The organism is Nostoc sp. 2RC, from assembly GCF_014222165.1.
Lineage (GTDB): Bacteria > Cyanobacteriota > Cyanobacteriia > Cyanobacteriales > Nostocaceae > Nostoc > Nostoc linckia.
In genome coordinates this window covers 1-1767 of sequence record NZ_JACKZU010000668.1, presented here as the reverse complement: position 1 = coordinate 1767, position 1767 = coordinate 1, and the positions used below count along the sequence as shown (strand labels likewise).

Annotated in this window: 1 protein-coding gene; it reads left to right on the top strand. The window is 38.4% G+C overall.

What is annotated here, in order from left to right:
* Nucleotides 1-185 precede the first annotated feature (185 nt).
* Complete coding sequence (locus tag GNE10_RS34300) at nt 186-1610, top strand: serine/threonine-protein kinase (RefSeq protein ID WP_185570477.1); 1425 nt, start codon at nt 186-188, stop codon at nt 1608-1610.
* Nucleotides 1611-1767: the final 157 nt, after the last annotated feature.

Genomic DNA, 1767 nt, shown 5'->3' with positions numbered 1-1767 from the left:
TTTTCACCATCCTCCCACACCTCCCACACCTCCGTCTCCTCCCACACCTCCCACACCTCCCACACTTCCTGCTTGCCACATGCCCAATGCCCAATGCCCAATGCCCCATGCCCAATTCAATTATGTGCAAAAATCAAGATTAACAAAATTAGGAATGAGTAATTCCAGCAGCAAGGGGGAATTTAATGCAGGGCCAAACCATCGGTGGACGCTACCAAATTCTCACCCAACTGGGACAAGGGGGATTTGGCACGACTTTTTTAGCTCAAGACATTCAAAGACCGGGGAATCCACAGTGTGTTGTTAAGCATTTTAAACCACTCTCTACTGATGCATATACTTTAGGGGAAGCTAAACGTTTGTTTGACCAGGAAGCATTAATTCTGGAAAAATTAGGCAAACATGACCAAATTCCTCAGTTATTGGCTCATTTTCAAGAAAATCAACAATTTTATTTAGTTCAAGAATTTATTCCAGGTCATGACATTACTGAAGAAATACCTCCTGTAGGCGAGCGATTGAGTGAATATGAAACTATTAAACTTCTAAAAGAAATTTTGGAGGTTTTAGCATTTGTCCATCAACACAATGTGATTCACCGGGATCTCAAACCTGCCAATATTCGACGCAGACAATCAGATAACAAAATAGTACTAATTGATTTTGGGGCTGTAAAACAAATTACTACTCAAATGGCTAATTCTCAAGGGCAAACAAGTTTTACAGTTGCCATTGGTACTTATGGTTACATGCCAAGCGAACAAGCTAGTCGCACTCCTCAATTGAGTAGTGATATCTATGCAGTGGGAATTATTGCTATCCAAGCTTTGACAGGAATTAATCCTGCTGACTTTGGCAACCAAGGACTACCAATAAACCCGCATACAGGAGAAATTGATTGGCGCAATCAAGTACAAGTAAGCCCGCAGCTAGCAGAAATTATAGACACAATGGTGCTATATGACTTTCGTCAACGCTATCCTACGGCAATATCGGCGTTGCAAGCTTTAGAAATCTTCGAGAAAATACCAGAGACTACAATTCAAAAAAACTCACAATTTCGACGACCGCAAAAATTTTTTCTCAGTGCAGCAATAACCGCAGTAGTGGCTACTGTCAGTCTATGGTTATTACAATTACAAACTCCCAGCCAAAATTTTTTGATGTATCAAGATTCTAGTTATGGCATAAAAATCCAATATCCAGAAACGTGGAAAATTCAAGAAACACCAAATTTGATAACTAAAGAGTTAGTAACATTTGTATCACCGAAAGAAAATGAAAAAGATAATTTTCAAGAAATTTTGACTATAACTGTTGAAGATTTTTCTGGTACTTTGAAGGAATCACAAGATTTATTTATTAAGGAAGTTAAGGCTACTTTGTCTGATGCAAATATTGTGAATATCAGTGAAACTACTTTAGCAAAGAAACGAGCTAATCAATTAATTTTCCTCGGCAAAGATGGAAAAAATAGTTTAAAAAATTTACAAGTTTGGACTTTACAAGGGAATCAAGCATATGTAATAACTTACTCAGCTGCAATAGATGATTACGATCGCTTCTTACCAACCGCAGAAAAAATGATTGAATCCTTTGAAATTAATTAATGATTTTTTAACTCATCCCCCGCACGTAGCCAGGATTTTGAGTTATTAGTAATTTGTCATATCATGTCTGCTTGATTACTTATTAAATCCGAAAAACCCCAAAGAGCCAAAGCTGTGCTTTGTCTCCCCTCCCCGCACGCGGGGAGGGGATTAAGGG

What these genes read in the sequence shown, in the direction of transcription:
- GNE10_RS34300 (WP_185570477.1), top strand. Translation starts at nt 186, where the DNA reads ATGCAGGGCCAAACCATCGGTGGACGCTACCAAATTCTCACCCAACTG.